The organism is Halomonas sp. DP8Y7-1 (genome assembly GCF_019801685.1).
GTDB classification, from domain to species: Bacteria; Pseudomonadota; Gammaproteobacteria; order Pseudomonadales; family Halomonadaceae; genus Halomonas; species Halomonas litopenaei_A.
In genome coordinates, this window is record NZ_JAHVIN010000009.1 from 192,992 (window position 1) to 209,756 (window position 16,765).

The window sequence follows — 16,765 nt, forward strand, 5'->3', positions numbered from 1 at the left end:
ACCGGCCTCTATCGAATCGATACCGCCCTGATTTTGTTTAAGGAACTGAAAATGAAGCACCTATCCAATCCGACTCGGCGAAACGTGGCACGGCAGGCGATCACGCTGGGTCTAGGTCTGCCGGTGGCGCTGATCAGCCTGTCAGCAGTGGCGGACGTTGCTGACATCGAAGCGCCCGATACCCTGGCTCAGGCGATCGCCGAACGGGGCCTGGCTGCCGGTCAGGCGTTTCCGGGGTTGGCTAGCCTGTGTGACCTGTCCACTCGTCTCAAGGTGGCAGGGCAGCGTCCCAAGGGCAGTGGCGCCGAGCACGAGCATCGTGAGTCCCACCGGGAAAACCGGCGCGGCCCGGCAGAACCAATGCCGACCCGGGTGTTTGACAACCTCTACTATGTCGGTACTCCGGGCGTCGCGAGCTGGGCGGTCACCACCAGTGAGGGCATCATTCTGATCGATGCCCTGAACAACAATGAGGAAGCCGAGCGTTTTATCGAGCGAGGGCTCGTCGATCTCGGGCTTGATCCTGGCGACATCACTACCCTGATCGTGACCCATGCCCATGGTGATCACTATGGTGGTCAGCAATATCTGGTCGACGCCTACGGTGCCCAGGTAGTGATGAGCGATGCTGACTGGACAGCGCTGGAGCAGCCGGAGCTGGCGATCGATAACCCGCGCTGGGGCGAGCCTCCGGTCCGTGATGTCACCGTGGCCGATGGCGAAGCGATCACCCTTGGTGATACCTCTATCGACGCCTACGTTACCCCTGGTCATACGCCGGGCACACTGTCGCTGGTCATTCCACTCAAGGATGGTGAGTCGACCCACCACGCCGTGCTGTGGGGAGGCACCGGTTTCAATTTCGGGCCGGATGAAGCTCGCTTGCGTGAGTACTCAGCCTCAGCCGCGCGGATGAAGGCGATCGCCGCAGAACATGACGTCGATGTCTTTCTCTCCAACCATCCCACCCGGGACAACTCTCTTCAGCGTATCGAGGCCTTGAAGCAGCGTGAGGAAGGCGCTCCACACCCCTTCGTCAGCGACCAGTCGCTGGGTGCCCTGGACCTGCTGATGAGCTGCTCGCTGGCCCAGGCCGAGCGCGTCTACGCAGGTGAGCACCCGGCAGAGTAAGGACACCAAGCGAGCAATAGCGAAGGCGGCGACCGCTGCCATCGCACACCAGGCGCTGTCTAGGCAGAGCCTGGTGTCATGCTGGCGACCCTTCGTTACGCCACCTGGTCGAGCATGGCGGCGGCCAGCAGGCGCTTGGTGTACTCGGTCTTGGGGGCAGCAAACAAGTCCTCGGCGCTGCCCTGTTCCACCACCTGGCCGTCCTTCATCACCAGCACGGTGTCGGCCAGCGCCCGCACCACGGCCAGGTCATGGCTGATAAACAGATAAGTCAGCCCATGCTTTTGCTGCAGCTCGCGCAGAAGGTCGATGACGGTGACCTGTACCGAGCGATCCAGCGCCGAGGTGGGCTCATCCAGCAGCAGGAACTCGGGCTTGAGGACCAGCGCCCGAGCGATGGCGATGCGCTGGCGCTGGCCGCCGGAAAACTCGTGGGGGTAGCGGTTGCGCATGGCAGGGTCCAGCGAGACTTCCTTCAGGCTGGCCATCACTTGGGCGTCGCGCTCTGCCCGGGACAGGTGCGGAGCATGGACCTTGAGCCCCTCGCCGATGATGTCGCCCACGGTCAGGCGTGGCGACAGCGAGCCGTAGGGATCCTGGAACACTACCTGCAGCTTCGAGCGGATCGGCCTCATGGCGGTCTTGTCGAGCACGTCGAGTCGGGTGTCGTGGAAGCGTATCTCGCCCTGACTCTTGAGTAGCCTGAGCAGGGCACGCCCCAGGGTCGACTTGCCCGAGCCGGATTCACCGACGATGCCCACCGTCTGACCGCAGCGGATAGTGACATCGATACCGCGCACCGCCTCGAAATACTCGCTGGGCCCGAACAGGCGCTTCTTGAGGGCGAAGCGCACGCGCATGTCCTTGGCTTCCAGCACCATGGGCTCGCTGTCAGGCACCGTGGCCTTGCGTCCTCGCGGCTCGGCGTCGATCAGCATGCGCGTGTAGTCATGGTGTGGGTTGGCGAAGACCTCGGCGGTGACGCCCTGTTCCACCAGCTCGCCGTGGCGCATCACGCAGACCCGGTCAGCGAAGTGCTTGACGATGGTCAGGTCGTGGGTGATGAACAGGATCGCCATGCCATAACGGCGCTGGAGGTCCTTGAGCAGATCCAGAATCTGGGCCTGGACGGTCACGTCCAGCGCGGTGGTGGGCTCATCGGCGATCAACAGCTCCGGCTCGCCGGCCAGCGCCATGGCGATCATCACCCGCTGGCGCTGGCCGCCGGACAGCTCATGGGGATAGCTCGCGATGCGCCGCTCTGGCTCGGGAATACCGACCTGCTCGAGCAGGTCGATGGCCTTGGCGGTCGCTGCCTTGCCTTTCACGTTCTGGTGGCGGTCGAGCACTTCCTTGATCTGGTCGCCGATGCGGTGCAGCGGATTGAGCGAGGTCATCGGCTCCTGGAAGATCATGGCGATGTTGCCACCGCGAATCCGGCGCATGCGCTTGGGCGTGGCGCCCAGCAGTTCCTCGCCCTTGAAGCGAATCACCCCCTCGGCCCGGGCCAGCTCCGGCAACAGGCGCATGGCAGCGGTGGAGGTCACCGACTTGCCCGAGCCGGATTCACCGACCAGCGCCAGGGTCTCGCCGGGGCTGATGGCAAAGCTCACGTCCTTGACCGCCTGGACGGTGCCGTGAGGCAGCTCGAAGCTGACGCTGAGCCCCTCGATCTCGAGCAGCGCCTCGCGGGCGGGACGACGGGGTGGCTTATGTTGTGTGTCGGTCATGGTCGCGTCTCCGTCGTCACTTAGCGGGTCTTGGGGTCCAGGGCGTCACGCAGGCCGTCGCCGAGGAAGTTCAGGCAGAACAGCGTCAGCGCCAGGAACACCGAGGGCACCAGCAACATCCACGGTGAGGTCTGCATCATGTCGGCCCCCTCGGAGATCAGCACGCCCCAGCTGGTCAGCGGCTCCTGCACGCCGAGGCCGAGAAACGACAGGAAGCTCTCCAGCAGGATGACCTTGGGCACCGTCAGGGTGACGTAGACGATCACCGGGCCGATGGCGTTCGGAATCAGGTGACGGGTGACGATCTTGCCGTCCTTGACGCCCAGCGCGTGTGCCGCCTCGACGAACTCCCGCTGCTTGAGCGCCAGGGTCTGGCCGCGCACGATGCGGGCCATGTCGAGCCACTCCACCGCGCCGATGGCGGCGTAGATCAGGAAGATGTTGCGGCCGAACACCACCATCAACAGGATCACCAGGAACATGAAGGGCAGCGAGTACATGATGTCGACGAAGCGCATCATCAGGTTGTCCAGGCGACCGCCGACATAGCCGGAGATGGCGCCATACAGCACGCCGATGATCAGGCTGACGAAGGTCGCCACCAGCGCCACCGACAGCGACACCTGGCCCCCGTAGAGGGTGCGGCTCAGCAGATCGCGGCCGTTGGCGTCGGTGCCGAGCCAGTGGCCACCCTCCAGGGTGGGCCCAACGTCAAAGGCGTTCCAGTCAACGTCGGCCAGCCCCCAGGGGGTTAGCCAGGGGCCGATAAAGCAGGCCAGGGTCATGGCGCCCAATAGCCACAGGCTGACCATGGCGGCGCGGTTTTGAGTCAGGCGCCGCCAGGCGTCGCGGCCAAGGCTGTCGCCGGTAGGGGCGCTGGGGGCGAGGGTATCGGTGGTCATGGCGTCGCCTCAGTCGTCGTAGCGGATTTGGGGATCGAGGGCGGAATAGATCAGGTCGACGATCAGGTTCATCAGCACGATCAGCGCGCCGTAGAACACCACCGTGCCCATCACCAGGGTGTAGTCCCGGTTGAGCGCGCCCTGGACGAAGTAACGCCCGATCCCGGGGATGCCGAAGATCTGTTCGATCACCACCGAGCCGGTGATGATGCCGGCGATGGCCGGACCCAAGTAGGAGGTCACCGGCAGCAACGCCGGACGCAGCGCGTGGCGCCAGACCACCTCGGCCTCGGTCAGGCCCTTGGCCCGGGCGGTGCGAATATAGTGACTGCCCATCACCTCGATCATGCTGGCGCGCATCATGCGGGCGATGTAGGCGATCTGCTGGATCGACAGGGCGATCACCGGCAGGATCAGATTGGGCAGGGCGCCGTCGTTCCAGCCACCGGCAGGCAGCCAGCCCAGCATGACCCCGAAGACCAGCGCCAGCACCGGGGCGACCACGAAATTGGGCACCGCTATCCCGGCCAGGGCCGTGCCCATGACCGCGTAGTCCACGGCGGTATTGCGTTTCAGCGCGGCAATGATGCCCAGCGGCAGCCCGATCGCCAGCGCCAGCAGCATCGCCAGACCGCCGATCTGAAGGCTGACCGGAAAGCCCTGCATGATCAGCTCGGTGACGGTGAAGTCCTTGTACTTGAACGAGGGGCCGAAGTCGCCCTGGGCCAGGTTGCCCAGATAGCGGAAGTACTGCTGCCACAGCGGCTCGTCCAGGTGGTAGGCGGCCATCAGGTTGGCCTCGATCTCTGGTGGCAGCGCGCGTTCGCCGTCGAAGGGGCCGCCGGGAGCGATGCGCATCAGAAAGAAGGCGATGGTGATGACGATCAGCATCGTCGGAATGGCCTGAGCCAGGCGCTTGAGGGTATAGCTCAGCATGGTGCCGTTCCTCGCTTGCGGCGGCGGGCGGGGCGTTCGCGGCCGCGCCCAATGGGTTCATGGATCGGGGCTGGGCGAGGGTGTCCCAGCGGTAGGGTGGGGCCGGGCTTGCTCATTTTGCGGCTGCCTCGTCCACGGACACGTAGCGCAGCGGATGCACATCGAGCGCCGTGGGCTGCCAGCCCTCGACGTCCGGCGAGACCAGATTGACGACCACGTAGTCGTAGATCGGCAGCATCACGTCGGCTTCCAGCAGGCGCTGCTCGGCCTCGGTCATCAGCGCGGCGCGTCGAGCCACGTCGAGCTCATGGGTGCTGGCCTCGACCAGGGCGTCGTACTCGGGATCCGCGTAGCCGGTGCTGGCCGCCGCCGAGCCGCCCGCCGCGTAGGCGTTGAGGAAGTCGTAGGGGTCGTTGACCGTGGCCACGAAACCGTAGCGGGCGATCTCGAAGTCGCCCTGGCGCAGGCCGGCGAAGTGCACCGCCGCCTCGCGATTGACCAGCTCGATCTCCACACCCAGCGGGCGCCACATGGCGGCGATGGCCACGGCGATCTTCTTGTGGTCTTCCAGGGTGTTGTAGGAAAGCTCCAGTTCAAGCGGTCGATCGGGCCCGTAGCCGGCCTGATCCAGCAGCTCGCTGGCACGGGCCCGGCGGCTGTCCATGTCCTGGTCATGGAAGTCGAGGCGGGCCGAGGTGGGCGAAGCGATGGTGCGCGGCACGAACCAGTAGGACGGCGTCTGGCCCATGCCCAGCAGGCGTTCGGTGATCACCTCGCGGTCGAGCGCCAGATTCAGTGCCTCGCGCACCCGCTTATCGCTGAGCGGCGTGCCGTCGCGCAGGTTGAGCATATAGAAGTAGCTGCCGATCAGCGGACCCACCCGCAGCGATTCGCTCAGGTTCTCCTGGGCCCAGTCGAACCGCGCGGAAGGCACCGCGCCGTAGGCGATGTCGAGTTCGCCCGAGCGAAAACGGTTCATCAGCGCCGAGGTGTCCTCGATGGCGTGGAAGTCGACGCCGTCGAGGGTCACCTCGTCGGCGGCGTAGTAGTGGGGGTTGCGGGTCACTTCCACCTTGTCCTGGGGCTTCCAGTCGGCCAGCACGAAGGGGCCGCTGGCCACCAGGGTGCCTGGCCGGGTCCAGTCCTCGACGCCGCTTGTCAGCAGGTGACGGGGCAGTGGGGCGGCCTCGGTCATCGCCATGGCCTGAAGAAAATAGGCGGTGGGCTCGGACAGCCGGATTTCCAGGGTGTGGGTGTCCAGCGCGCTGACGCCGAGGCTCTCCGGCTCGGCCTCCCCGGTGTTGATCGCCCGGGCGTTGACGATGGGGTAGTAGAGGTTGGCGTTGTGATTGGCGGTGGTCGGCGTCACCAGACGTTGCAGCGCGAAGACGGCATCGTCGGCGGTGATCGGCTCGCCGTCGGACCAGTAAGCCTGGCGCAGTGTGAAGGTGTAGACCAGGCCGTCGTCGGACAGCGTCCAGGATTCGGCCAGGCCCGGTTCCAGTGAGCCGTCGGGGCCGTAATTGATCAGCCGATCAAACAGCTCCCGGGTGATCCGGCTCTCCCAGTTGCCGTTGACCTTCTGCGGATCCAGGGTACTGGGCTCGGCACCGTTGCCTACCTGCAGCGTGGCGGCTTGAGCGCCGAGGGCCAGTGAGGCGGACGCCAGCGTGAAGATCGCACGGGCCACGGACCGCAAGGTCGAGAACGAGCCAGCACGAGAATCGGCATGCAACATGGGGGGTATCCTTTGCGGAGCGGCGAGGAGACAGTGGCCCGGTCCCGAGAGGGCCTCGGGACCGGGGAAGCTCAGGTTGTCGGTGACAGCCTTGTCTATTCCTCGAAGGAAACCCAGCGTGAGGGATGGTCGTCCTCGATGTTGTCTTCCCAACCGCTGATCGCCGGGTTCACCAGGTTGCGTGAGACGTAGTACAGCATCGGGATCAGCGCGTCGTCGTCCATGGCCAGGGCCTCGGCACGTTCCATGATGGCCTTGCGCTCATCCAGGTCGAGGGTCGTGGCCGCCTCGTCGTACAGGGTATCGAACGCCTCGTTGGCATAGGCCCCGTAGTTGTTGCCGACGCCGGAGCGCAGCAGCGCCAGGAAGTTCTCGGCGTCGTTGTAGTCGGCAATCCAGCCGGCCCTGGCCACGTCGAAGTCGCCCTCGGCGATGGTCTGGTAGTGCACCGTGGCCTCGGCGTTGACCAGCTCCACCTCGACCCCCAGCGGTCGCCACATGGAGGACACTGCCACCGCGATCTTCTTGTGCTCGTCAGTGGTGTTATAGCGCAGGCGTAGGGTCAGCGGGTTACCCTGATCGTAGCCGGCGTCTTCGAGAAGTTCCTTGGCGCGGGCCATGCGGGCGTTCAAATCGCCGGTGATGTCGTTGCCCTCGGCGTCGTCGAAGGCTGCGTTCTGGACCTGGTAGTGATCGATGCCATCGGGCACGAAGGACAGTGATTTCTGGAAGGTGCCGCCCATGATGTTGTCGGCGATGACGTCGCGGCGTACGGCCATGTTGAGCGCCTCGCGCACCCTGGGGTCGGCGGTGGGATGGCCGTCGCGATGGTTGAACACGTAGTAGTAGCTGCCCAGGTAGGTGGCCATGTGGGTGGCCTCGGGGATCTCTTCCTTCAACAGCGGATACATGCTCGAGGAATACTCGCGCATGATGTCCAGCTCGCCCGCGCGAAAGCGCGAGACGCCGGCGTTGCGATCCTCGATGGTGTGGTAGCGCACGCCGTCCAGCGCCACCTGGTCGGCCTCGTAGTACTCGGGGTTCTTGACCGTGGTGATGCGTGACTGGGAGATCCACTCGGTAGGGGTAAAGGCGCCATTGGTGACGATGTGCTCGAGATCCACGTACTCCTTGCCGTACTGCTCGAAGGTGTGCTGCGGCTGTGGGTAGGCGGTGTAGTGGGTCAACAGCTGCAGGAAGTAAGGCGTGGACTGGTTCAGCTGGACGACCAGAGTGCGGCCATCGTCGCGGCTTTCCACACCCAGTTCTTCCAGTGCAAGCTCGCCGGTGTTGACCTCCCGGGCATTGACCAGCGGATACAGCATGTAGGCGTACTTGGAAGCGTTGGCCGGGTCCAGCAGGTGGCGCCAGCCGAACACGAAGTCCTCGGCGGTGACCGGTTCGCCGTCGGACCAGCGGGCATCCTCGCGCAGGCTGAAGGTCCAGGTCTTGCCGTCCTCGGAGACCTGCCAGTCGCTGGCCATGCCGGGCAGGACTTTACCTTCCGGAGACTTTTTGACCAGGCCCTCGTAGACGTCCATCAGGATCTGGGATTCCCAGATACCGCCCGAGATCTGGGAGGTGTCGAAGGAGGCGAGTTCGCCGGTGACGCCCAGGTCGAGAGTCTCGGCCATGGCCGGTGCGGCGATGACGGCAGCCAGTGTGGACAGGGTCAGGCCAGAGGCCAGCCCTAGCTGGCGCACCCAGCGAGGACGGATCGCGATCATGTCAGTTCCTTGTTGATGTTGGCATTGTTGTGGCGGGCAGGGCCGTTGGTAGCGCCTGCGGCTAGCCTGAGAAGGTCGCACAAGGTGTACGACATCGGCTAAGCCCGCTTAGTCGCTAATGACCATCGCGCTGAGTCGCTGGTGCTGTCCAGACGAAAATTTTCATAGCGTCTTGCGTTTCGTCGATAGCCCGGCGCGAGCCCTTTTGCCATGAGGGGTGGCCGCCCTGGTCAGGATGACGGGGTTAGACGTTTTGGCTACAATGCTCCCCCTTTATCGCGTTGCCCCTGGCGACGTTCGACCAAAGCCCATTTCACGTGCCCTGGCCGCCCTGTGGCGAGGGACAACACAAGGCGAGCACCATGTTGGAAACCAATCCGATTCACAACCAGATCAAGGACCTGTCTGAGCGGACAGATGTTCTTAGGGGGTATCTTTGACTATGCCGAAAAGAAAGATCGGCTAGAAGAAGTGACCCGCGAGCTCGAGGATCCGGCGGTCTGGAACGACCCGGACTACGCTCAGAAGCTCGGTAAGGAGCGCGCCTCGCTGGAGCTGGTGGTCGCCACCATCGACGAGCTGGACCAGGGGCTCGGCGACAGCCGTGACCTGCTGGAACTGGCCGAGATGGAAGACGACGAAGCGACCGTGGCGGAAGTTGAGAAGGAGCTTGATTCGCTTCAGGCCAATCTCGAGAAGCTTGAGTTTCGTCGCATGTTCTCCGGTGAGATGGACGAGAACAGCGCGTACCTGGACATTCAGGCAGGCTCTGGCGGCACCGAGGCTCAGGATTGGGCCAACATGCTGTTGCGTATGTATCTGCGCTGGGCCGAGGCCCACGGTTTCAAGGCCGAGATCACTGAGCTGTCTGCCGGTGAAGTGGCGGGGATCAAGTCGGCGACGGTGCATATTCAGGGCGAGTACGCCTTTGGCTGGCTGCGCACCGAGACCGGCGTACACCGCCTGGTGCGCAAGAGTCCGTTTGACTCTGGCGGTCGCCGCCACACCTCGTTTGCGTCGGTGTTTCTGTCGCCTGAAATCGACGACAGCTTCGAGATCGAGATCAATCCGGCGGACCTGCGGGTCGACACCTATCGCTCCAGTGGCGCCGGTGGTCAGCACGTCAACACCACCGACTCAGCGGTGCGCATCACCCATGAGCCGTCCGGCGTGGTGGTGTCCTGCCAGAGCCAGCGTAGCCAGCACGCCAACCGCGACTTCGCCATGAAGCAGTTGAAGGCGAAGCTGTGGGAGCTGGAGATGCAGAAGCGCAACGCCGCCAAGCAGGAAGCGGAAGACTCCAAGGCCGACATCGGCTGGGGCAGCCAGATTCGCTCCTATGTGCTGGATGACCAGCGCATCAAGGATCTGCGTACCGGCGTGCAGTCCAGCAACTGCGACAAGGTGCTCGACGGCGACCTCGACCAGTACATCGTCGCCAGCCTCAAGCAGGGGCTCTAAGCGACCGTCGACGCCGCCACCCAGCCCCAGGCGCTCGTGCCTGGGGCCTTTCGCCACCATCATTCATGGGTCCCTGCCGGGACCATCCGGGAAGGTCGCTCGTTGGCCTTCCCCTTCGTGACAGAGACGACTAGCCATGGCCCAACAGGATACGCCTTCCCCTCAGGACGCCGCCGCCGAAGAAAACCGTCTGATCGCGGAACGCCGCGCCAAGCTTGCCGCCCGTCGCAAGCTGGCCGAGGCCGAAGGTGGCAGTGCTTTTCCCAATAACTTTCGCCGTGACAGCCTGGCGGCCGAACTCGATGCCGAGCTTGGCGACAAGGACAAGGAAGCGCTGGAATCGCTGGGGCGTGAGGCGGCCGTGGCCGGGCGCATCATGCGCAAGCGTGGTCCCTTCATCGTGATTCAGGATGTCAGCGGCCAGATTCAGCTCTACGTCGACAAGAAGGGGCTCGATCCCGCCCTGCTCGAGGACATCAAGAGCTGGGACATCGGCGACATCGTGGCTGGCCATGGCCCGGTGCACAAATCCGGCAAGGGCGACCTGTACGTGATGATGCGTGAGGCCAAGCTCCTGACCAAGAGCCTGCGTCCGCTGCCGGACAAGTTCCACGGCCTGACCGACATGGAAGCGCGCTACCGCCAGCGCTATGTCGACCTGATCATGAACCCGGACTCGCGTCGGGTGTTCGAGACTCGCGCCGGCATCATCAGCGCCATGCGCCGCTTCTTCGAGGATCGCGGCTTCATGGAGGTGGAAACCCCGATGCTGCAGCCGATTCCCGGTGGGGCCACCGCGCGTCCCTTCGTTACCCACCATAATGCGCTGGACATCGACATGTACCTGCGTATCGCGCCGGAGCTTTATCTCAAGCGCCTGGTGGTAGGCGGCTTCGAGCGAGTCTTCGAGATCAACCGTAACTTCCGCAACGAAGGGCTTTCCACCCGCCACAACCCTGAGTTCACCATGGTCGAGTTCTACTGGGCCTACGTGGACTACCAGGCGTTGATGGACCTGACCGAAACCATGCTGCGGGAGATCGCTCAGAAGGTGCTGGGCACCACCACCCTGACTTACCAGGGTTCCACCTACGATCTCGGTCAGCCGTTCGTGCGCATGACCCTGCGTGAGGCGATTCTGGCCCACGGCGAGGGCATCGAGGCAGCGGACATCGACGAACTCGAGCCTGCCCGCGCCCTGGCCGGCCGACTGGGTATCAAGGTCAAGGACGGCTGGGGGCTTGGCAAGCTGCAGACCGAGATCTTCGAGGAAGTGGCCGAGTCGCGTCTGGATCAGCCGACCTTCATCACCGAATATCCGGCGGAGGTGAGCCCGTTGGCACGCCGCAACGACGCCAACCCGTTCGTCACCGATCGCTTCGAGTTCTTCGTCGGCGGCCGCGAGATTGCCAATGGATTCTCGGAGCTCAATGATGCCGAGGACCAGGCCGAGCGCTTCCGTGCCCAGGCTGCCGAGAAGGATGCCGGCGATCTGGAGGCAATGTACTACGACGCCGACTACGTGCGCGCACTGGAAGTCGGGCTGCCGCCCACCGCTGGTGAGGGTATCGGGATTGACCGTCTGGTCATGCTGTTCACCGACAGCCCGTCGATTCGCGACGTGCTGCTGTTCCCGGCCATGCGCCCGGAAGCCGGCGACGCGTGAACCAAACGGGCGGCCGCTGGGAGCCTTTCCGAGCGGCCGCAGGCGAAACCGCGCCGCAGCGGCCGGGTTTTATTGGCAAGGGACGCCCATAGCACCCATAATGGCTGCGATTCGAGACTGCGATTCGACGTCGAGGAGATCGCGATGAAACTGCTCAACCGCTCCGCACTGAGCGTCAGACCCACCCAGCACTTTGTTGACTGGATCAATGCCCTGGAACCGACCATGGGCGATGACGATCTCAACCTGTCCGACGTCGACCGCGAGAGTACGGTCTACCTGATTCCAGAAATGGATACTCCCGAGGCGTTGGAAGCCTTCGTTCGCGAGCGATATCTCGAGGTGCTCGAGAACGAGCTGCGCGCCTGGGAAGAGGACGAGCGGCAGTGGCCTGAATCGCTGGACTGGGCACTGTTCCAGCGTTTCCTTCAAGTCGAGCACAGCTATCTGGCCATCGATCTGGATAGCGAGGCGGCGCTTGAAATCTCCGAGGTTGACGACGAGTTGCTGGCCGACCTCGAACAGGACTGAGCTCGGCACCCAGCGGCAGGCCTGCTTGCCGCATGTGCAACGCGCCTCTTTGCTGACAGGACCGGCCCAGGCCGGTCCTGTCAGCGTTCGCGTTGGTTCCCCATGACGCCCCAGGACGGGACGATACCTGCATGAGTCGACTGTTCTCTACCCGTGACGGCGACGATGGCCTGCCCGGGCCGGAACGTCGTCTGGCGGTCATCGCCCTGGTGTTGGGCACCTTGATGGCGGTGGTCGACACCACCATGATCAATATCGCGCTGCCCTCCATGGCTCGCGATCTCGGCGTGTCGGACGCCCGTGCCGTATGGATCACCAACCTGTTTCAGGTGGTCTGCGCGGCGATGCTGCTGGTATTTGCAGCGGCCAGCGAGCTGCTCAGTCGGCGCAAGGTCTACGTCGCCGGGCTGTCGCTGTTTGTGCTGGCCGCCCTGGGCAGCGCGCTGTCGCCTAACTTCGAGACCCTGCTGGTGTTTCGTGCCTTGCAAGGCATTGGAGCCGCAGCCACGTTGTCCATCGGGCCAAGCCTGTACCGCTCGATTTTCCCCTCGCGCCTGTTGGGTAGCGCACTTGGCCTGTCGTCGCTGGTGGTGGCCGGTGGCTATGCTGCAGGTCCTTCTATCGGCGGGCTGGTACTGTCGGTGGCCAACTGGCCATGGCTGTTTGCGCTGAACGTGCCGTTGGGGATCGCCGCGGCCTTCATGGCGTGGAAGGCGCTGCCCAGGGAGACTCGCCGCGAGGGAAGCTTCGATGGACCTGGCGCGCTGGCGTCCATGGCCATGCTGGCGGGGTTGTTCATGGCCATGGATGCCATTGGCCATCGTGCGCCGATGCTGGATATCGCGTTGTGGCTGGCAGTGACGCTGGGGTCTGCGTGGGCCTTCATCCATCGCCAGGGGCGAGCGCCGCATCCGCTGCTGCCGCTGGGACTGTTTCGCGAGCCACGCTTCAGCCTGGCCGTGTCGGCCCAGGGTACGGCCTTTATCGGCCAGGGGCTGACCTTCGTCGCGCTGTCGTTTCTGTATCAGCAGCAGATGGGCTACTCGGCCCTGCACACCGCCTGGTTGTTCACTCCCTGGCCACTGACCATCATGATTGTCGGTCCGTTGGCCGGGCGTCTGGCAGATCGCTTCAATCCCGGTCTGGTCGCTAGTGTCGGCCTTGCCGTACTGCTGGTGGGGTTGCTCAGCCTGGCCAGCCTGGACAGCGATGCGACGGCCCTCGATAGCCTATGGCGCACGGCCCTGTGTGGCGCTGGCTTTGGCCTGTTTCAGCCGCCTAACAATCGTGAGTTGATGACCAGCGTGCCGAAGTCTCGCAGTGCCAACGCCTCTGGCGTGATGAGTACCACCCGCACGGTGGGGCAGTCGCTGGGGGTGGCGTTGGTGGGCCTGTGTCTGGCGGTCGGTGCGGGGGTTCAGCAGTCGTTGTGGGTGGGCGCTGCCACCACCTTGCTGGCGCTGGTGATCAGCCTGGTGCGACTGCCGATGGCCCAGCGTGCGTACCGTATCGCCCGAGAAGAAAAGAAGGCGGCCCGCCGCGAGGCATCAGGTCAAGCTTAGTCAGCCAGGCTGTGAACGCGTACAATGGCATAGTACTGAGGACAGCCCGCAAGGTTTGTCGTGCCTTCGCGACAATCATGCAGGGGTGCGTCGAATTGACGTCCATCGTAGCCATGTTTGCCGTCTCTACCGAGGCAATGACAAGAGATTTCATCATGAGTATTCAGGCGACCATTGAACACAAGCTCGCGGCTCTCGAACCCACCGAAATGGTGGTCGAGAATGAAAGCCACATGCATAGCGTGCCGCCGAATTCGGAAACCCACTTCAAGGTGACGCTGGTGTCTGAGCGTTTCGCCGGCCTGATGCCGGTCAAGCGTCACCAGCAGATCTACTCGTTGCTGGCCGATGAGCTGTCCGGCCCGGTGCATGCCCTGGCCCTCCACCTCTACACCCCTGGCGAGTGGCAGAGCCGTGGCGCGGCACGCCCTGACTCGCCCAACTGCATGGGTGGCTCGCGCTCGTGACGCCTGAGCCGACACGACTGGCCTATCTGGATGCCATGGGGTTGACCGCTTGGGTCGCCCGGTATCAGTTTCCCAATGCGCGGGAAACCGAGGTCTGTGACTGGCCTGAGCTGGAGCCTCAGCAGCCGCCGGAAACGGGGGCCCGAGGCTTGCACGCGCTGTTGGATGAGGTGCCTGCAGCGCGCAGCCACGAAGCTGCCCAGGACAGCAGCGTCGCCGTCGCGGCGGCGTCCACTGCCCAGGCGCCGTCTCCAGAGCCGTCTCAGCCTGCAGCGCCGGTCGCCCGCAAGGCGAGAGCACTGCTGGGCGATATGGTGCCTGATGATGAGGCGACCAGCGCCATACCGGCACTGGACAGCGAAGAAGAGGGTGTCGAGGACGCCGAGCCGCTGCGCTTTGTCTGCCAGGTGGCCTGTCTCGATGGACGCTGGTTGTTGTTGGTGGCCCAGCAGGCGCCGTTGGGCGTGGAGCATCAGCGGCTGCTGTTCAACATTCTGCACTGCAGTGGAGTGACGGCCGAGCAGCGTCCGGTATTCGAGACGCTGACCTGGCCTCTGGCGGAAGGGTTGCCGGTCAGGCGTCCTCTGGAAGAGGCTCGTCAAGGGCTCAAGGCCTTCGTGGCTGGTCGAGCCCGGCGGGGCTGGGCGCCTGAACGCGTGCTGGTATTCGGCCACGAAGACGCCTTGATGCAGGTCCTGGGTGAAGCTGGGCAGGCTGCCGGCGCCGAACCGACAGCGGCCGGCGAACCAGGGCATTCCAGCACCCTGGCACTCCCCCAATGGAGTGGGCCAGGCCTTGATGAGCTGCTGACCAGTGCGACGGCCAAGCGCCGTTTGTGGGTATCGAGTGCCGACTGGCAAGCCCTATGGCAACAGGGCCGCGAGGCATGACGACCGGATCCGCCGGGCGGGGTGCTGGGCAGCAGCCTGGACGGGACACCGAGCCCTTCGTGGTGCGCCAGTTGAGGCCTGATGACCTGGCTGCTCTCGAGGCTCTCGAGGCGTCCCAGACCCATCGACTGTCTCGGCCACAGGCCCTTGAGCAGGCCTTCGTCGATGAGCAGCGCCTGCTGCTGGGAGTCGAGGATAGCAACGGAGGTCTAGCCGCCTACGCGCTGGTGTCGCGGCTGCCCTTTGAAGCCGAACTGGAGGCCATACTGGTGGCCACAGATGCGCGGCGCCAGGGGCTCGGTCGTTTGTTGCTGTCGCAGTTGGTAGAGCAAGCAAGAGATTGGGGGGCAGAAAGGCTGCTGCTGGAAGTCCGCGCGGATAACGCTGAGGCGATCGCCCTCTATCGTGCGCTCGGCTTCACCCAGGATGGGCTGCGTCGCGCTTACTATGCTGCTCACTGCGCCGCCCACGAGCCGGGTGGTGAACGCGTCGACGCGGTGCTGATGTCGTTGACGCTGGCCTAAGCGCGCGAGATGCAAGGGGCTCTCTTTAAGGGCCTCTCTTCAAGGGGCTCTCTTCAAGGGCTCCTCTTGGAGCCCTCGGATCGGGCGGTGTGGCTTATGGTGCTTAGATCGCGGTGCTTAGATCGTGGTGCCTGGATGGTGATGCTTAGACGCTGTGCGCCGGTGCTGGCTGCGTGCTGCCCTGTTCTGCATCCACGTCGTCGAGTTGGCCCAGGATAGCCGTCAGACGGCGCTCCCACTCCTCACGCTCCTGCTTCAGTCGAGCGTTTTCCTCGCGCAACTCCTCAGCTTCCAGTTTCAGCAATTCCAGGGCCTCCAGCGCGCTGGTGACCTTCTTTTCGAGTTGGTTGAAGAGTTCCGTGCTCATCCTCGTCTCCTGACATGACGTGGGGTGAGGGCGCAACGCGCGCCCCGATGGCACGAGCGTAACGCCGAGTTCGTCGGTGGACAAGCGTCGCGACGCGGCGACGCTGTCTGATAGAGAGTGCCAGCATCCTTCCTGGGCACAGCGCACTGGTCGAGAGGCCCGGAAAGCACGTCGCAAGGGGCGGTAAGAGGGCTCAGCTCGACGTCGTATGACGCCGATAGAGTCGCCCAAAACTGTCGCCCGCCTTGACCTCCCGGTGTAGATGCCAGTGCTTCGGTACGCTCAGCTCCAGTCCGCTTTCCACCTCGACATAGATCCAGGCATCGTCGGTCAGCCAGCCTTGCTCCAGCGCAGCACAGCAGGGTTCGGCCAGTGCCTGGCGGAAGGGCGGGTCGATAAACGCGATGTCAAACGGTACCTCGGGCGGGTTCGAGAGCATCGTCAAGGTATCTTGAGTGATCACCTCGGCGCTGCTGATGGAGAGCGTGGCCAGGTTGTCGTTGATGGCCTTGGCGACCTGGCCATCACGCTCGACGAAGGTGGCGGCCCTGGCGCCGCGTGATAGCGCTTCCAGGCCCAGGGCGCCGGTGCCGGCGAACAGGTCCAGCACTCGCTTGCCGTAGAGCGTACCGCCAAGCCAGTTGAACAGCGTTTCGCGCACGCGATCGGGCGTCGGGCGCAGGCCTGGTTTGTCGAGGACTGGCAGCAGTCGGCGTCGGTGGTCGCCACCGATGATACGCAGCTGGCCAGGGGCGCGGCCTGTGGCTGCTGTTTTGGCGCCGGGACGGGGGCGCGGTCGAGAAGGGCGATGTCGGCTCATGGCGAGAGATTTTACCCGTGCCGAGTGGCTGCGTCATGCCAAGGACGGCCTCAGCGTCATCTTTGTTCGTCGGGTGGTGGTTGGGTTGGACCTTGAACGGCGCATAAAGCCGCTGACAGGTCCGCCAGTGAGTTCGACAGCCTGCCTTGCGAGTCCACAGAAGACGGGCAGGGTGGTAGGATGTGGCGGTTCGTTCACCGGCTGAGGCGGCAGGTCATCCATGTTCGGTATTTTCAAGCGCAAGAAGAAGCAGTCGGGTGAAACACCCGTTGAGGATCAGCAGTCACAGGACCTGGCATCCCGCGAGGAAGAG

At 64.2% G+C, this 16,765-nt stretch carries 15 protein-coding genes; 8 read left to right on the forward strand and 7 right to left on the reverse strand.

Going from position 1 to position 16,765, the window contains the following annotated elements:
- Positions 1-51 precede the first annotated feature (51 nt).
- Positions 52-1,131, forward strand: a complete 1,080-nt coding sequence (locus KUV41_RS12965) for an MBL fold metallo-hydrolase (RefSeq protein WP_222486449.1) — start codon at positions 52-54, stop codon at positions 1,129-1,131.
- Positions 1,132-1,226: 95 nt separating this feature from the next.
- On the opposite strand, the gene KUV41_RS12970 is transcribed toward KUV41_RS12965, so the two are convergent.
- From KUV41_RS12970 to KUV41_RS12990, 5 genes are all read right to left on the reverse strand, one after another.
- Entirely contained in the window at positions 1,227-2,861 is a 1,635-nt protein-coding gene (locus KUV41_RS12970; RefSeq protein ID WP_222486450.1) for an ABC transporter ATP-binding protein, read from the reverse strand.
- Between the two features lie 20 nt (positions 2,862-2,881).
- Positions 2,882-3,763 carry an ABC transporter permease gene (locus KUV41_RS12975; protein ID WP_222486451.1) on the reverse strand — a complete coding sequence of 294 codons (882 nt, stop codon included), beginning with the start codon at positions 3,761-3,763 and terminating at the stop codon, positions 2,882-2,884.
- A gap of 9 nt (positions 3,764-3,772) precedes the next feature.
- Positions 3,773-4,699, reverse strand: coding sequence for an oligopeptide ABC transporter permease OppB (gene oppB, locus KUV41_RS12980; protein WP_222164021.1), 927 nt, complete (start codon positions 4,697-4,699; stop codon positions 3,773-3,775).
- Between the two features lie 112 nt (positions 4,700-4,811).
- Positions 4,812-6,437, reverse strand: coding sequence for a peptide ABC transporter substrate-binding protein (locus KUV41_RS12985; protein WP_222486452.1), 1,626 nt, complete (start codon positions 6,435-6,437; stop codon positions 4,812-4,814).
- 95 nt (positions 6,438-6,532) lie between these two features.
- Positions 6,533-8,164 carry a peptide ABC transporter substrate-binding protein gene (locus tag KUV41_RS12990; RefSeq protein ID WP_222486453.1) on the reverse strand — a complete coding sequence of 544 codons (1,632 nt, stop codon included), beginning with the start codon at positions 8,162-8,164 and terminating at the stop codon, positions 6,533-6,535.
- 362 nt (positions 8,165-8,526) lie between these two features.
- On the opposite strand from KUV41_RS12990, the gene prfB reads away from it, so the two are divergent.
- The 7 genes from prfB to KUV41_RS13025 all read left to right on the forward strand — a co-directional run bounded on the left by prfB (position 8,527) and on the right by KUV41_RS13025 (position 15,265).
- Positions 8,527-9,625 (forward strand): peptide chain release factor 2 gene (gene prfB, locus KUV41_RS12995; protein WP_347401316.1). Its coding sequence is split into 2 segments (ribosomal slippage): positions 8,527-8,601 and positions 8,603-9,625, totalling 1,098 coding nucleotides; the frame shifts between segments, so codons are not numbered across the junction.
- A gap of 136 nt (positions 9,626-9,761) precedes the next feature.
- Positions 9,762-11,291 carry a lysine--tRNA ligase gene (gene lysS, locus KUV41_RS13000; protein ID WP_222164023.1) on the forward strand — a complete coding sequence of 510 codons (1,530 nt, stop codon included), beginning with the start codon at positions 9,762-9,764 and terminating at the stop codon, positions 11,289-11,291.
- Between the two features lie 144 nt (positions 11,292-11,435).
- The gene (locus KUV41_RS13005) at positions 11,436-11,822 is read left to right on the forward strand and encodes a hypothetical protein (protein WP_206940401.1); all 387 of its coding nucleotides are present in this window, start codon (positions 11,436-11,438) and stop codon (positions 11,820-11,822) included.
- A 131-nt stretch (positions 11,823-11,953) separates the two neighbouring features.
- The gene (locus KUV41_RS13010) at positions 11,954-13,384 is read left to right on the forward strand and encodes an MFS transporter (protein ID WP_222486454.1); all 1,431 of its coding nucleotides are present in this window, start codon (positions 11,954-11,956) and stop codon (positions 13,382-13,384) included.
- A gap of 155 nt (positions 13,385-13,539) precedes the next feature.
- Positions 13,540-13,851: a BolA family protein gene (locus tag KUV41_RS13015; RefSeq protein WP_222238901.1), complete on the forward strand. Its 312-nt coding sequence runs from the start codon at positions 13,540-13,542 to the stop codon at positions 13,849-13,851.
- Positions 13,848-14,741 carry a hypothetical protein gene (locus KUV41_RS13020; RefSeq protein WP_222486455.1) on the forward strand — a complete coding sequence of 298 codons (894 nt, stop codon included), beginning with the start codon at positions 13,848-13,850 and terminating at the stop codon, positions 14,739-14,741. Before KUV41_RS13015 ends, KUV41_RS13020 begins: the two co-directional genes overlap by 4 nt.
- Positions 14,738-15,265 (forward strand): GNAT family N-acetyltransferase, encoded by a 528-nt coding sequence (locus KUV41_RS13025; RefSeq protein WP_206940394.1) that lies wholly within the window; start codon positions 14,738-14,740, stop codon positions 15,263-15,265. Before KUV41_RS13020 ends, KUV41_RS13025 begins: the two co-directional genes overlap by 4 nt.
- Positions 15,266-15,410: 145 nt before the next feature.
- On the opposite strand, the gene zapB is transcribed toward KUV41_RS13025, so the two are convergent.
- Positions 15,411-15,632 (reverse strand): cell division protein ZapB, encoded by a 222-nt coding sequence (zapB, locus tag KUV41_RS13030; protein ID WP_222486456.1) that lies wholly within the window; start codon positions 15,630-15,632, stop codon positions 15,411-15,413.
- Between the two features lie 193 nt (positions 15,633-15,825).
- Entirely contained in the window at positions 15,826-16,452 is a 627-nt protein-coding gene (gene rsmD, locus KUV41_RS13035; RefSeq protein WP_222486457.1) for a 16S rRNA (guanine(966)-N(2))-methyltransferase RsmD, read from the reverse strand.
- Positions 16,453-16,765 lie beyond the last annotated feature (313 nt).